The following is a 14600-nucleotide window of genomic DNA, read 5'->3' as shown; positions in this document are numbered from 1 at the left end:
TCGGGTGCTCGGGAGTCCTGGGGCGTCAGCGAGCCGGGTGGGGCTGGGCCCCGTTGCCGGCCAGCAGGTCGCGGGCCTCCTCGATGGGCAGCTCCGCGCCGAGGTGGGCGCCCATGCGCAGCCAGTCGTGGCCGAGTTGGAGCGTCGCCCGCCAGGTGTACGCGGAGTCGAAGGACAGGGGGAAGGAGTCGGCGCCGACGGCACCGCGGACCAGCGCGATGAAGCGGCGCAGCTCCGCGCGGAGGGCGTCGCCGTCCTCCGCCGACCGCACGCCCCGCGCCAGGAGTTCCCGGGCACGCACGCCGATCGGCACGGTGCCCTCGGGCAGCAGCTCCATGCGGCGTACGAGGTCGGTGTCCGCGGGCAGCGGGTTGACCCCGTGGGCACTGAACAGCCCGCGCAGCGCGGCGTGCACGGCGCGGCGCGCGGTGAGTTCGGCGACCCGGTGCTGACCCCGCCGCAGGGCACCGGTCAGGTCCTCGACGGCGTTCTCGACCACCACGTTGGACCACACGAGGGCCATAGCGGCGGCGGCGAACCGGTCGGCGGGCAGGGGCATCAGGTCGACCGCGCGGGATCCGGTGACGGCCGCGCCGCCCACCGACAGCAGGGGCTGGAGGGTGGAGGGCGGCGGGGTCACGTGGCCGGGTGGCGCGGCGAGCGGAAGGGCGGGGGTGACCGTCCCGCCGCCCTTCCAGGCGAGGCGGACCAGTCCGTGGCGCAGGAACGCGGCGACGATCCGGCCGGGGTCGGTGACGCCGGTGACGGCGCTGTCGGCCAGGACGCGGGGCAGGGGCCGGCCGAGGACGAGGGAGCGCCACACGCCGCCGGCGTCGGCGCCGAGGGCGAACACGTCACGCCGGCCGCGGACGACGTGGACCCGTTCACCGGTCTGCCAGGTGGTCACCCCCGCCACCCGGGCGACGGTGAGGCGTTCGGGCCGCCGGGGGAGGTCGGTGAGCCCGAGGTCCTCGGCGAAGTCGAGGCAGGCGGTCAGATGGAAGTGGGCGGCTCCGGCGTCGCCGGGTGGCACGGCGGCCGACTCCAGCTCCCAGTAGCGGTCGCGGACGTCGGTCCGTCCCGCCCGGTCCAGCTGCATGGACAGCCACTTGGGTTCGAGATAGGTCTCACCGAGGTCCGCCGCCCAGGACTTGACGCTCTGGACGAGCGCGGCGCGGGTCCAGTCGACCGCCTCGTCGCTCTCGCCGAGGCACTGCAGGGCCAGCGCGTGCCGCAGCGACTGCCGGGCCCGGTGCGCCCACCAGTGGGCGGTGATCCGGCGGAACCGCTCCCCGGGCAGGAGCGCTTTCACCTCCTCGACGAGGGCGTGGCCGCGCAGCGGATGGCTGTGCAGGACGCGCTGGCAGCGGTTGAGGAGGTCCTCGGAGATCCCCGCCGGGCGCCCGGCCGAGCGCTCCACCTCCCGGAACTGTTCGGCCAGTTGACGCACCGACCGGGTGCGGATCTCCACCCTTCTGCCGTCCACGAACAGCAGCGACGGCATGGTCGGGAGGTCGTCGGCGCGGCGGCTCACGAGCAGGAAGTCGATGTCGGAGGAGGGGTTGCCGAACCCCTCGGCGATGGAGCCCTCCAGGGTCACGGCCCACTCGGTGTCCGGGGGCAGTTCGGCGAGCGACTTGTCGAGCAGGTCCTGCAGCCGTTCCTCGGTGAGGATCACTGACGTGTCTCCGTTCGGGGGCTGTCCGGGGCGGCGTCCGTGCCGTCCCGGGGCGGGGCCTCGACCACGGTGACCGTCCCGGCGGCGCCGTCGACCCGCAGCCGGGTGCCGGAGCGGATCCCGGTGGTGGCGCCCTCGACCTGGACGACGGTCGGGATGCCCAGCTCCCGGGCCACGACGGCCACATGGGTCAGGGGACTGCCGCGCTCGATGACCAGGGCGGCGGCCGAGGACAGCGCGGTCACCCAGCCCGGGTCGGTGCGATATGTGATCAGGACGCCGCCGCCGATGTCGCGCGGGGTGTCGGTGACCACGGCGGGGCCTTCGGCGACACCGGGGCAGCAGGGGACTCCGCTCAGTTCGCGGGCGCCGCCGGTGACGGCCGGGCCGCCGCTCCAGCCGGCGCGTTCGAGGTTGCCCGACCAGTACGGCGCGCCGCGGGTGGTGAAGCGGGACGGGGCGTGCAGGGCGGCGTCGGCGGCCTGCTGCCGGCGCCGCAGCGCGACCAGGTCCCGCAGTTCGGTGTGGTCGATCATGCCCTCGTAGGCGCCCCGGACCTCGTCCAGGCGCAGGAAGAAGATGTCGTCCCAGGAGTCGATGGCGCCGGCGCGCGCGAGGTCGCGGCCGAGGGCGCGCAGCATCCGTTTGGCCGCTCCGAAGGCGCGGGTGCGGCAGAACCTGAGCCGTTCCCGGTCGGCGAGCGCGGCGCGGGCCTTGCCCCGCACCCGTTCGTACACCCAGCGCCGCGGCCGGCTCAGGTGCTCGTCGAGGTAGGCGTCGGCCTCGGAACCGCGGTCCGCCAGGACCCGGCCGTCGCTGTCACTGGTGTCGGTACCGGCTGCGTCCCCGGTGCCGGTTGCGGTGCCGGTCTCCGGCAGGGTCTCGCGGAGCAGGGTGAAGAGTCCCGCCGGGTTCTCCCGCAGGTCGGGGACCTCCAGCTTGAGTTCGTCGGGGCTGCGGTAGCCGTAGTCGGCGATGTAGGCGTCGACGGCGCGCAGGAACCGGGTGTGACCGGCCTCGTGCAGCGCTTGGTGGGCGTCGGCGTCCGGGGTGCGCTCCAGGAGTGCCAGGACCTCGCTGTCGGCGCGCGCCTGGGCGGCCAGCTCGCGCAGGGCCCAGACGGGTTCGGCGGACTCGACGGCCTTGCCGGGGGCGGCCGCCGCCCAGGTGAACCACTCGGGTGCCTCCGGCAGCCAGCGGCGGGTGAGCAGGGCCAGCAGTCCGACGGAGAGCAGGATCGTCGCGTCGAGGGTCTGCATCGGGCCCCATTTCTCGATGAGTTCCCGTTGCAGTCGCCGGAATCGGCGGTAGGTCTCGTCTCCCGGCAGGGCGTCGTAGTCGACATTGTTGAATACCGTGTACGCGCGATAGAAATCTCGATGAAACGTGGCGACCGATTTCCGGATGCTGAGAAATCTTCCGGCAAAGATGACCGTACGTGTCAGACGCGAAACCTGACCGCGCAGTCCGGTCCGGGGCGTGAACGGATGGAGCGAGTCCGCGACTTCGTCGGAAATGCTCTCGGCGACGCCCAGGGATTTCTCCAGGACACGCCGGTTGAGCGGGTAGAACGGAGCCAGGCGCACCATCCGGTACCAGTGGAACAGGTTGTAGTAGACCCGTCCGTGGATGTGGCCGAGCAGGTGCGGGGTCCACTCCTGCGCCTCGCGCAGCCGCTCCCCGCGGACCCCGAGGGCGCGGGCGTAGCTGTCGTACACCTTCGCGTAGGTGTCGGCGGCGAAGCTGTAGGTCAGCGGGGACACGACACCGCTGAAGCTCTCGATGATGTTGGAGTTGTCCCAGAGCCGCAGATCCCGCCCGGGTTCCGGCGCGGCCTCGGCGGCGGGGGCGGGGGTCGTGACGGGCCGGCTCTGCAGGATCCACAGCACGTCCTCGGCGAAGGCCCATTCGATGTCCTGGGCGGTGCCGAACAGGGCGGTCAGCCGGGAGCCGGCCGTGTGCAGCAGCTCCAGCCTGTCGGAGGTCAGGGACAGCGCGGCACGGTCCTCGTCGGCGACCCGCGACACCTGGCAGCCGGGCCCGGGGCCGGCGTCGTACCGCTCCTTCTTCTCGCCGATCACCGTGGTCAGCGGCTCGCCGGTGGTGGCGTCCAGGACGACGGTGTCGGCGTCGACGGCGCCGGACACGAGCCCCTCCCCCAGTCCGTGGACGGCGCTCACGACGTAGCGGTCGGTGCGTCCGGTGACCGGGTCCGTGGTGAACAGCACCCCGCTGAGTTCGGCGGCCACCATGTGCTGCAGGACGACGGCGACACCGCCGGTGTCCACCGGCAGCCGGTGCTGCGCCCGGTAGCGCAGGGAGCGTTCGGAGAACGCCGAGGCCCAGCAGCGGCGGACGTGGGCGACGACCTCGTCGAGTCCACGGACGTTGAGGAAGGTGTCGAACTGGCCGGCGAAGGAGTGCCGTTCGCCGTCCTCCTGCGGGCCCGAGGAGCGCACGGCGACCGCGCCGCCGCCGGCCAGACCGTAGGCCAGTCCGATGGCGTCGGTGAGCCGGTCGCCGAGCGGCGCGTCCTCGATCAGCCGGGCGATCTCGGCGGCGATCCGGCCCGCCCGCGCCTCCAGGTCGCCGGCGAGCAGGCGCCTCAACTGCCCGTCCAGGCCGCCGTCGCGGCAGAATTCGCCGAAAACGTCCAGGCCGATGATCGACCAACGCGGTACTTGAAATCCGGACGCGGTCAGGGCGTGCAGGTTCTTCCCTTTTCCACCGGCCCATTCGGCGGCAATGGATGCGTCACTTGACGGCGTGAGGACGTGCGGGGACCCGTGCTCGGATCCCGTGGTGGGCGACAATGCGCTTCCCCTCCAAGGGTGGTGCTCGGCCTCGCCCGAATGTTGCACAGCAGGGCCGGTCGAAAAAACTCCCCCTGGCCGTCGTAGGCGCTTTTCGGTCGTCGTATCCCATTCAAATTCCGATCGCGCGCCGCTGTTCAGGACGGATGGCGCCGCCGCGCGGGGAAACGGGACGATCCGGCCGAAGTGGATCGGCCGGGCTCCGTCGGCGGGCCGGGGCCGAGCGGTCATACCCGGCGGTAACACCGTGTACGTCGCGCCACGCCGCCGCCTCGCGGATCGCGGGCCCGGGCCCCGGCGGAGCGCCGCGTGGACCAACGCCCGCCACAAAGCCACACGTTCGGACACGGCTACCGGGGCGAGCAGAAAGGAAAGCAACAAATATTGACGCAATCAACCAGCGCTTGTAACTTCCGTCTCAGTCGCCAGGCAGCCTGAACTCGGCTGTCCCGAGGGCGAGTTGTAGCTCCACCCTCCACTCCGGGAGCACACATGCGCAGAAGAAGATCTGCCTCCTCGCGTCTCTTCCCGTCCCCAGCGGCAGACCCGGCGTCCCGGCTGCGCCGTGCCCTGCTGTCCGTCGCGGCCGTCCTGGGCCTCCTGGTGACCGTCCTGGCGGGGATGCCGGGTGTCGCCCGGGCCGCGACGTCCCAGCCCTGCGACATCTTACGGTGCCGCGGGCACCCCGTGCGTCGCCGCCCACAGCACGACCCGCGCGCTGTTCGCGGCGTACAACGGGCCGCTGTACCAGGTCACCCGCGTCTCGGACGGCGCGACCTCGGACATCGGGCTGCTGGCCGCCGGCGGCTACGCCAACGCCGGGCAGCAGGACGCCTTCTGCGCGAACACCACCTGCAGCATCTCCAAGGTGTACGACCAGACGTCCCGCCACAACGACCTGTTCCCCGGGCCCGCGGGCACGGCCGGCATGGGTGCCGACCGGGGCGCGGACGCCGCCGAACTGTCCGTGACGGCGGGCGGCCACAAGGTGTACGGGATCTGGATCTCGCCCGGGGTGGGCTATCGCTCGCACGGCGCCGCGTCCGGCGTCGCGGTGAACGGCCGGCCCGAGGGCGCCTACATGGTCGCCAGCGGCACCCACGTCGGCTCCGCCTGCTGCTTCGACTACGGCAACGCCGAGGCCACCCCCGCCGACACCGGCAACGGTCACATGGACGCGGTCTCCATCGCCACCACCTGCTACTTCGCACCGTGCAGCGGCTCGGGCCCCTGGATCGAGGCCGACCTGGAGAACGGCATGTTCCAGGGCGACAACGGCTCCAACACCGCGAACAAGGGCAACAACAGCACGTACGTCACGGCCGTGCTCAAGAACAACGGGCAGACCACGTACGCACTGAAGGGAGGGAACTCCCAGTCGGGGGGCCTGACGACCTGGTGGGACGGAGCCCTGCCCAGCCGGGGCGGCTACCGGCCGATGCACCAGGAGGGCGGCATCATCCTCGGCACCGGCGGTGACAACAGCAACTGGAACATGGGGACCTTCTTCGAGGGCGTCATGGTCGCGGGCTATCCGACCGACGCGGCCGAGAACGCCGTCCAGGCGAACATCGTCTCCGTGGGCTACGCGGGCCAGACCAACGTGCCCAACGGTCCACAGGCCACCATCGGCGGCCCCGGCGGCCAGTGCGTCGACGTCGCCGCCGACGACACCGGGGTGAACGGCGCAGCCGTACAGCTGTGGAACTGCCAGTCGTACGCCGAGGACCAGTTCTGGACGCACAACGCGAACGGATCGCTGGGCACCATCGGCCGCTGTCTGGACATCGTCGGGAACGGCACCGCCAACGGCACGAACGTCGAGCTCTGGGACTGCAACGGGGTCGGCGGCCAGAAGTGGGTGCAGCGCGCCGACGGCTCGCTGTTCAACCCGCAGTCCGGCCGCTGCCTCGACTCCCCCAACGGTGCCACGGCCAACGGCACCCGGCTGAGGATCTGGGACTGCAACGGCTCCGCCGCCCAGCGGTTCTCGGTCAACGCCGGCGCTCCGATCGCGGCTCCCGGCGGCACCTGCGCGGACGTGGCGGGTGACGACAACGGCTCCAACGGGACCGCCGTCCAGCTCTGGAACTGCCAGTCGTACGCGGTCGACCAGCACTGGTTCCACAGCTCGGACGGCCGGCTGCACGCACTGGGCCGCTGCCTCGACATCAACGGAAACGGCACCGCGGGCGGCACCCAGGTCGAGCTGTGGGACTGCAACGGGGCCGGCGGCCAGGTCTGGCAGCAGCAGGCCGACGGCTCGCTGCTCAACCCGCAGTCGGGCCGCTGCCTCGACTCCCCCGACGGGGCGACGGCCAACGGGACGCGGCTGCAGATCTGGGACTGCAACGGAGCGGCCGCCCAGAAGTTCGCACTGGGCTGACCCCGCGTCACCGCCCTCGGCCCGGCCGGACCCGACGTCCGGCCGGGCCTCCGCGTCCGGCACGGGCGTTCGGCACCGGCCTGGGTGTGCGGCCCGGGCATTCGGCACCGGCCTGGGAATGGGCGTCAGACAGGGAGCGGGCGTCCGGCCCGGTGTGAAGGGCCCAGTGCGAAGGGCCGGTGCGAAGGGCCGGTGCGAAGGGCTCGCCCCTGCCGTCCCTCCGGTGCGGCGCGGGTGGACACGGGTGTCCTGGGTGTCCTGATGCTGTCGGCGCCGACCTCGTGTGTGGTAATCGACCTGCATGCCGAACAGGGCTTCCTCATCCGACGACGACCGTCCCACCCCGCGGGAACGGCGCTCCGCCGCGCTGCGCGACTCCGCCGTCGCCCGGGGATGGCGGCACGGGCGGGCCATCGAGCTCGGGCAGCGGTCGCTGGGCTTCGCGGCCCTCGGCTTCCTCACGCTCGTACCGCTGCTGATCGTCGTCTCGGCCGCCGATCCGGAGAACGGGCGGGGGTTCGCCCAGTGGCTGGGCGACGGACTCGGGGTCTCGCGGGCCGCCCGGGACGAAGTCGCGCGGCTGTTCGCGGGGCCCGCGCAGGTACGGCGGACCACGACGGCCTTCGGTCTCGCCGCCCTCGCCGTCTTCGGCCTGAGCTTCGGCGCGGCGGTGCAGACCGGTTACGAGAAGGTCTGGGACCTGCCGCCGGGCCGCTGGTACGCCCGATGGCGCCAGGTCCTCTGGCTCGCCGTGCTGATCGGCACCCTCTACGTCACCGCGACCACGACCCTGTGGCGCCACTCGACCGCCGGAACACTGGCCGCGGCACTGAGCGCCGTGCTCTTCTTCTGGTGGTCGCAGTGGATGCTGCTCGGCGGCAGGATCCGCGGCCGGGCCGCGCTGCCCGGCGCGGTGCTCACCGCGCTCGGCCTGCTGGGCCTGCGGGTCTTCTCCCGTCGCGTGTTCTCGCCCCTGATCGCCTCGGGCACCGTGACCTACGGGCCTTTCGGCACCGTCCTGGTCGTGCAGTCCTGGCTCGTCGGTGTCGGAGTCGTCGTGTTCGGCGGCGCGTTGCTCGGACGGCTGGCGCACGAGGAGCTCTCCGCCAAGCTGCGCCCGCCGCGGTGGATCCGTCGGCGCGAGCCCTGAGTCCGGGGCGGCACGCCTGCCTCGCGTCGGTTCAGCGGCTCACGCCGAGCGCGGCGCCGGGGCGACGGCCGGCGGGGGCGTCGAGGACGGCTCGCGGTCCCAGCGCAGCGCGAGGATCGTGGCCGGCACGGCGATCAGACCCCAGATGACCACGGTCATCACCACGGCCGTCCACAGGTCCCAGAAGTGACCGCCGCAGAAGGCCGCGAAGAGCGGCACGGCCACGACCGCCACGAACTTCACCCCGTTGAAGGGGACCCGGGGGACGACGGGTCGTCCGGTGGCTAGGCAGCGGGCCCGCCGGGCGCTGCCGAAGGCGGCGACGAAGGCCAGTGCGGCCGGCCAGGCAGCGGCCAGCGCGGCCCCGGTGAAGACGGTGGGGGCCTCGTCCGGCAGCCCCGGGAGCTGCTCGCGGACGCCGTCCTGGCTGACCGCGACCACGTCCCCGCGCCAGGTGGTGACGTTCACCCGCTCGCCCGGCCGGATGAGTTCGGACAGGTCGCCGTGCGCGTCGAGGTCCATGGACTGATCGGCGGGAGCCGGAACCGGCGGCCGCAGCCGCACACGGAAGACCTTGGTCCTGCCGCTCTTGGCGATCCCGGCCGAGAGGACCGTGCCCCGGACCGTGCGCAGGCAGCTCATCCCCGTGCCGCTCTCCACGAGGTCGGCGGCGCAGGGACGGGCGTGCCGGAAGGCCGCCTCCGTGGCCACCCGCTCGGGCACGAGGAAGCCCGGCACCGCTGCCACCGCCGACAGCACCAGTCCGAGCAGCGTCCAGGCGGCCGCGTGCCACCACCCCCGCCGGATCCGCTCCGACACCGACCGGTCCACCGACTGCACAGCCACTCCCGTCGCTCCTTCGCTCCGGGAGCATTAGGTCATACGTGCCCGACCGGCCGACACGCCGGGTCCCGGAAACATCCGGACCCCGCTGGACTGCCGGTTCCCGGCAATCACGGCACCTCGCGCGCGAACGGTGCGGCTCAGCCGATGAGTTCGGGTGAGAGGAGGTGGTACCGGGCCAGGACGACGTTGGTCGCGGCGGTGACCAGGACGGCGGCCGCGACGGCGAGCAGCGCCCGGCCCGTGCCCCACTGGGTGATGAGGGTGCCGAGGACACCGCCCGCGAAGATGCCGGCGACGGTCGCGACGAGCCGCACCCGGGGCAAGGGGTGCGGGCCGGCCGCCACACCGGCCCCGGTGGCACCCGTGAGTCCGTGGACGAGACGGACCAGGGACACCTGGATCAGCAGGGTCGGCATTCCGGGAACCGCCGCGCGCAGGGCGGTGTCCGCGCGCAGGCCCATCGCGAACCCGACGACGGCGATGACCAGGTTGTCCGGGTGCGCGGTGAGCGAGCCGGTGCCGTGCCGCCACAGTGCCGTACCCCCGGCGAGGGCCAGCAGCGCCCCTTCCACGGCCAGCGCGGCCGCGAACCAGTGCCGGTGCCGTGCGACGAGGCCACCGGTGGCGAGGGCCCCGGCGGCGGCTCCCAGGACGAAGGCGCCGAGGGCGATCGCGGGGCGGGCCACCGGCAGCTCGCCCTCACCGGCGACGGCGAAGGACAGGAAGAGCAGATTGCCGGTGGCCAGCGCGGTGAAGACGTGTCCCATGGTCAGGAAGCTGATCGCGTCGACCGCGCCGGCCAGGACAGTGAGGGTCGCCATGACCACGGTCTGCTGACGTTCCCGTCGCGCCGCCGACGCGGACGCCGACGGACCGACTTGTTCACTCATGGGGCCAGTCTCGGGAACGCGGCCCGCACGGCCCCGCCGACGGGGCCGACACACACGGCACGTGCCGCCAATGGACGGTCCCGGTCTCGGTCCGGGCCAGGGTCCGGGTCCGGATCGCGGGGACGGTGTGTTCGGGCGGCGGCTGGAGCCGGTCGGGCGTCGGCTCGGCGCGGTCGACGTTCGGCTGGGCGCGGCCGACCATCGGCTGGGCGAGGTTCGGCGTCAGCGCGGTCGGGCGTCGACTCGGCGCGGTCAGCCACTTGCCCAGCGCGGTCCGGCGTCGGCCACGGCCCGACCCACCTTCGGGACGTACGGCCGGCGGACGGCGAAGCAGGCCGTTGACAGCCCGGTGCCGCACCGCCCGCGGAGGCCGAGCGTCGCCGTGGAGCCAGGGCACCGTGCCCGCACGCCGCGACGGCCGTACGGCACGGTGTCCGGGAGAGCTCGGCACCGCAGCACCCGCCGTGGTCCTCCGGCGCGGTGGCCGTGCGGCGCGGTGGCCGGCGGCGGCACGACGACCCGATGCCGGTGCCGCGCGGGGCATGGGCAACCGGGTGGCCGTGCCGCGCGGGTCGGACCAGCCGGGGCCCTGTCCTCCGCACGTCAGGCCGGCCGGGCGCCCGTACCCCGCGACTCAGGCCGACTGGGTGCCCGTACCCGGCACGTCAGGCCGGCCACGTGCCTGTACCCCGCCACTCAGACCAACCGGGCGCCGCGTACCCCGCAGCTCAGGCCGGCCAGGTGCCCGTACCCCGCGACGCAGGCCGACTGGGTGCCCCTGTCGCGCAGGTCACGTCAGCCGGGTCGCGGCCGTGTCCAGGGCCTCGCGGGCCGCGGACAGCGCCTCGGCCCGGTCCTCGGGTATCAGGCCGATGCGCGTGCGGCGGTCCAGGAGGTCGGCCTCGTCGAGGGCGCCCTCGTGCAGCACGGCCCACAGCAGCGCGGCCCGGGTGACGGGGTGTCCGGGCACCACGGGCTCGGCGAGCCGCGGATCGCGGGCGGCGAGGGCGTGGACGGCCGGGGCCTCGGCGCCGTACCGGCGGATCAGACGGGCGGGGGCGGCGAGTGCTCCGAGCCGGTGCGGGGCCGCCGCGCCGACGAGCGGCAGCGAGGCGGTGGTGGAGGGGCCGGCCCGCAGCCCCCTGGCGTCGACCGCCGCGTCGACGGCGTCCTGGGCCATCCGCCGGTAGGTGGTGAGCTTGCCGCCGACCACGGTGGTCACCCCGTCGTCGGAGGTGAGGACGGCGTGCCGGCGCGAGATGTCGGAGGTGCGGGCGGCCTCTCCGGAGCGGGCGGGCGCCGCGTCGAGCAGGGGGCGCAGCCCGGCGAAGGCACCCACCACGTCGTGGCGCCGGACCGGGGTGTCCAGGGCCGAGCCGACGACGTCCAGCAGGAAGCCGATGTCCGACTCGGGCGCCTCGGGCACGTCCGGCAGGTCCCCGTCGACGGGTTCGTCGGTCAGTCCGACGTACACGCGGCCGTCGTCCTGCGGGAGGACGAGGACGAACCGGTTGGTCTCGCCCGGGATCGGGATGTGCAGTCCGGCGGGCAGCGGCCCGAACAGGTCGGAGCGCAGCACCAGATGGGTTCCGCGCGAGGGGCGGATGCGGATGCCGTCGACCAGGTCGCCCGCCCACACCCCGGTGGCGTTGACGACCGCGCGGGCCCTGATCTCGCCCTGTTCCCCGGTGAGCTCGTCGCGTACGCGGGCGACGGCCCCGCCGGTCCCGAGCACCCTGACCCGGGTGAGGATCTTCGCGCCGTGGGCGGCGGCGGTGCGGGCGAGCGCGGTGACGAGCCGGGCGTCGTCGGTCACCTTGCCGTCCCAGGACAGCAGTCCGCCGCGCAGCCCCGCGGGACGCACCGAGGGCGCCAGGTGCCGGGCCTCCACCGCGGAGAGGCGGCGCGGCGCGGGCAGGGTGGCGCGGGAAGTGCGGGCGGCGAGCCGCAGGGTGTCCCCGGCCCGGAATCCGGCCCAGGCCAGGGATGCCTGACCGCGGGAGACGAGCGGGGTCAGCGGCAGCACGAAGGGCTGGGCCCGTACGAGGTGGGGGGCGGTGCGCTCCATGAGGACACCGCGTTCGACCGCGCTCTCGTGGGCGACGTCGAGCTGCCCGGAGGCGAGGTAGCGCAGTCCGCCGTGGATCAGCTTGGAACTCCAGCGCGAGGTGCCGAAGGCGAGGTCGTGGGCGTCGACGGCGACGACGCTCAGTCCGCGCGCGGCGGCGTCCAGGGCGACGCCGGCACCGGTGGCGCCGAGTCCGACGACCAGCACGTCCACGGTGTCGCCGCCGATCGCCTCGGCGAGTTCACGGCGGCGGCGGGCGGCGGAGAGCGAGGATCCGGGCGCCGGGGCGGCCGGGCCGGACGGACTGCTCGTGGGACTCATGGCGTGAGGGTCCTCTCCAGAAGGGTGCGCAGCTCGTCGAGAAAGGCGGTGCTGGTCAGTTCGGGGTCGTCCTCGTCGGTCATGGTGCGCAGCGACAGGGTGAACGACTGCACCACGAGCAGCACGGAGCGGGCCTGGCGGCGCGTGGGGGCGAGCCGCACCGAGCCGTCGGTGTGCCCCTGCTCGAGGGCGTCGGCGAGGAGTTCCAGGAGGGCTTCCTGGCTGGCTCCGCGGCGGTCGAGGACGTAGGGGAGCAGGAGTTCGGGGTCGACGTCGATGATCTTGCGGAAGAGGGGGTGGGCCCTGAAGCCCTCCACCCCGGCCACGAGTCCGTCCACGATCAGGGTCCGCGCGTGCCCGTCCGGCTGCGGCTCCGGCATGGCGCGGGTCGCCACGTCGATCCATTCACGGGTCATCAGGTCGCCGACCAGCGAGCGCACGTCGGGCCAGCGCCGGTAGAGCGTCATGCGGGAGACACCGGCGCGGCGGGCCACGTCGGTCAGGGTGGTTCGCCGGACTCCGACCGCCAGGACACAGTCGCGTACGGCGTCGAGGACGGGGTCCCCGTCCGGATGGTTGTGACGAATGGGCACCATGTGTCACAGTGTAACGCCCTGAGCGGCCGTGCGGGAGCCGGCGCGTCGCGAACCGACCGATGAGGACTACGTTCATGGACATGCTGTGGAGTGGCTGGGGCGACCCGGCGAAGGCGGCACCGCTGCCCGACGCGGTGACCGGCCTGCTGCGGGACCTGCTCGGGGTGAAGCCGCTGGACACCGCCCCGCACGCCCTCGACGAGATCCCCCTCGCCGAGCCCGCGCCGGCCGACGCCCTGCGCGCGCTCGCGGACGCGGTCGGCGACGCGGCGCACGTGCGCACCGACGCGGAGAGCCGGATCCGGCACACCCGCGGGAAGTCCACACCCGATCTGCTGCGGATCCGCGGCGGCGACGCGGGGGACGCCCCCGCGGCCGTGGTGCTGCCCGCGACCCACGACGAGGTGCTCGCCGTCCTGCGCGTGTGCGCCGAACACGGCCTCGCCGTCGTCCCGTTCGGGGGCGGCACCTCCGTCGTCGGCGGCCTCGCCCCGGAGCGCAGCGCCTTCGTCGCCCTCGATCTGCGCCGGATGAACGCGATGCTCGCCATCGACCCCGTCTCGCGGACCGCGACGCTCCAGCCGGGCCTGCGCGCACCCGACGCGGAGGCCCTGCTGGCCGAGTACGGCTTCACCCTCGGCCACTTCCCGCAGTCCTACGAATGGGCCACCATCGGCGGGTTCGCCGCCGCCCGTTCCAGTGGCCAGGCCTCCGCCGGATACGGCCGGTTCGACGAGATGGTCCTCGGTCTGACGGTCGCGACCCCGGAGGGCACCCTGGACACGGGCCGGGCCCCCCGCTCGGCGGCCGGCCCCGACCTGCGGCAGCTGATCCTCGGCTCCGAGGGCGCCTTCGGCGTCATCACCTCCGTCACCGTGCGGATCAGGCCGCTGCCCCGGACACGGGTCTACGAGGGCTGGCGGTTCGCCTCGTTCGAGGAGGGCGCGACCGCACTGCGCCGGCTCGCCCAGGACGGCCCGCGCCCCACGGTGCTGCGGCTGTCCGACGAGACCGAGACGTTCGTCGGACTCGCCCAGCCCGACGCCATCGGCGCGGCCGACGCCGCGGCGGCGGCCGGCTGCACGGCGATCGCCGGGTACGAGGGGACCGAGGAGGAGACCGCGCGCCGCCGCGAGGAGGCGGCGGCGGTGCTGCGCGCCGCCGGGGGTACGTATCTGGGCGCCGAGCCCGGCGAACGCTGGGCGCACGGCCGCTACTCGGCGCCCTATCTGCGCGACGCGCTCCTCGACGCCGGGGCTTTCGCGGAGACCCTGGAGACCGCGACCTTCTGGTCCCGCGTCCCCGAGCTGTACGCCGCCGTGCGTACCGCGCTGACCGACACGCTGACCGCCGCGGGAACCCCGCCGCTGGTCATGTGCCACATCTCGCACGTCTACGAGAACGGCGCCTCGCTCTACTTCACGGTGGTCTCCGCCCAGGGCGAGGACGCCGTGGCCCACTGGACACCGGCCAAGGAAGCCGCCAACGAGGCCGTGCTGAACGCGGGCGGGACCATCAGCCACCACCACGGCGTGGGCACGGACCACCGCGACTGGTATCTCCGCGAGGCGGGACCGCTCGGCGTCGAGGCCCTGCGGGCCGTCAAGCGCCGCCTGGACCCCGACGGCGTCCTCAACCCCGGAATCCTGCTCCCGGTCGACTGAATCCGACCGCGCACGCCGCTCCGCGGGGCCGGTCCGATCCGTGGCCGCGCACGCTACCCGCGGGGCCGGTCCGAACCGCACGCTCTCGCGAGGCAGGTCCGAACCGCACCCCCTCCCGAGGCCCGGCTCGGTCCGCACCTTCCACCGCGGCGGCGGGCCGGTCCGCCGCCGCGCACGTCCCGGGGCGG

Annotated in this window: 9 protein-coding genes; 3 read left to right on the top strand and 6 right to left on the bottom strand. The window is 73.9% G+C overall.

The genetic code is table 11. The features are described from left to right. Positions 1–25: 25 nt before the first annotated feature. Positions 26–1678, bottom strand: a complete 1653-nt coding sequence (locus tag IO36_RS24320) for a nucleotidyltransferase family protein (protein WP_037622960.1) — start codon at positions 1676–1678, stop codon at positions 26–28. Next, positions 1675–4491 (bottom strand): phosphoenolpyruvate synthase, encoded by a 2817-nt coding sequence (locus IO36_RS24315; protein ID WP_245173460.1) that lies wholly within the window; start codon positions 4489–4491, stop codon positions 1675–1677. Before IO36_RS24315 ends, IO36_RS24320 begins: the two co-directional genes overlap by 4 nt. Positions 4492–5119: 628 nt before the next feature. Here IO36_RS24315 and IO36_RS24310 point away from each other — a divergent pair. Together IO36_RS24310 and IO36_RS24305 are read left to right on the top strand one after the other, a co-directional pair. Continuing rightward, on the top strand, positions 5120–6877 hold the full coding sequence (locus IO36_RS24310) for an arabinofuranosidase catalytic domain-containing protein (protein ID WP_245173459.1): 1758 nt from the start codon (positions 5120–5122) through the stop codon (positions 6875–6877). A gap of 301 nt (positions 6878–7178) precedes the next feature. Continuing rightward, positions 7179–8027 (top strand): YhjD/YihY/BrkB family envelope integrity protein, encoded by an 849-nt coding sequence (locus IO36_RS24305; protein WP_051900895.1) that lies wholly within the window; start codon positions 7179–7181, stop codon positions 8025–8027. A gap of 39 nt (positions 8028–8066) precedes the next feature. Here the strand turns inward: IO36_RS24305 and IO36_RS24300 are convergent, their stop codons facing one another. From IO36_RS24300 to IO36_RS24280, 4 genes are all read right to left on the bottom strand, one after another. Beyond that, positions 8067–8873, bottom strand: a complete 807-nt coding sequence (locus IO36_RS24300; RefSeq protein WP_158997468.1) for a hypothetical protein — start codon at positions 8871–8873, stop codon at positions 8067–8069. A 137-nt stretch (positions 8874–9010) separates the two neighbouring features. After that, complete coding sequence (locus IO36_RS24295; protein WP_078943404.1) at positions 9011–9763, bottom strand: YoaK family protein; 753 nt, start codon at positions 9761–9763, stop codon at positions 9011–9013. 790 nt (positions 9764–10553) lie between these two features. Then, a complete protein-coding gene (locus tag IO36_RS24285; protein WP_037622952.1) occupies positions 10554–12152 on the bottom strand; it encodes a glycerol-3-phosphate dehydrogenase/oxidase in 1599 nt (532 codons plus the stop codon). Next, positions 12149–12748, bottom strand: coding sequence for a TetR/AcrR family transcriptional regulator (locus IO36_RS24280; protein WP_037622951.1), 600 nt, complete (start codon positions 12746–12748; stop codon positions 12149–12151). The genes IO36_RS24285 and IO36_RS24280 overlap by 4 nt, the downstream gene beginning before the upstream one ends. Before the next feature lie 74 nt (positions 12749–12822). On the opposite strand from IO36_RS24280, the gene IO36_RS24275 reads away from it, so the two are divergent. After that, entirely contained in the window at positions 12823–14412 is a 1590-nt protein-coding gene (locus IO36_RS24275; RefSeq protein WP_037622948.1) for an FAD-binding oxidoreductase, read from the top strand. Positions 14413–14600: the final 188 nt, after the last annotated feature.

Origin of the sequence: Streptomyces aureus (assembly GCF_000725495.1) — a bacterium.
Taxonomy (GTDB): domain Bacteria; phylum Actinomycetota; class Actinomycetes; order Streptomycetales; family Streptomycetaceae; genus Streptomyces; species Streptomyces aureus_B.
Note: the sequence above shows the minus strand (reverse complement) of the source record. Positions and strands in the feature narration are given on the sequence as shown.